This is a genomic window from Brevibacillus sp. SIMBA_040, assembly GCF_046535075.1.
GTDB lineage: Bacteria > Bacillota > Bacilli > Brevibacillales > Brevibacillaceae > Brevibacillus.
Genome location: NZ_JAWRXI010000106.1, coordinates 1 through 325 on the forward strand (window position 1 = coordinate 1; position 325 = coordinate 325).

Below are 325 nucleotides of genomic sequence, written 5' to 3' on the forward strand. Positions count from 1 at the left end.
GCTCAGTTGGTAGAGCATCTGACTTTTAATCAGAGGGTCGAAGGTTCGAGTCCTTCATGGCTCACCAGTTTTTACAACTAAATGCAATGGCAACATTGCTTTCTGTTTAGTTTACATGCGGGTGTGGCGGAATGGCAGACGCACCAGATTTAGGTTCTGGCGGGCAACCGTGGGGGTTCAAGTCCCTTCACCCGCACCATACTATAACAGAAGGGTTTGCAGCCAGAGCAAGCCTTTTACTTTTTTACATGCGGACGTAGCTCAATTGGTAGAGCGTCGCCTTGCCAAGGCGAAGGTCGAGGGTTCGAGACCCTTCGTCCGCTCC

The 325-nt window shown here is 51.1% G+C and carries 2 tRNA genes; both read left to right on the plus strand.

What is annotated here, in order from left to right:
* Window positions 1-117 precede the first annotated feature (117 nt).
* Window positions 118-199, plus strand: a tRNA-Leu gene (locus tag SB752_RS32160).
* 51 nt (window positions 200-250) lie between these two features.
* Window positions 251-323 (plus strand) — tRNA-Gly (locus SB752_RS32165).
* The last annotated feature ends 2 nt before the right edge of the window (window positions 324-325 follow it).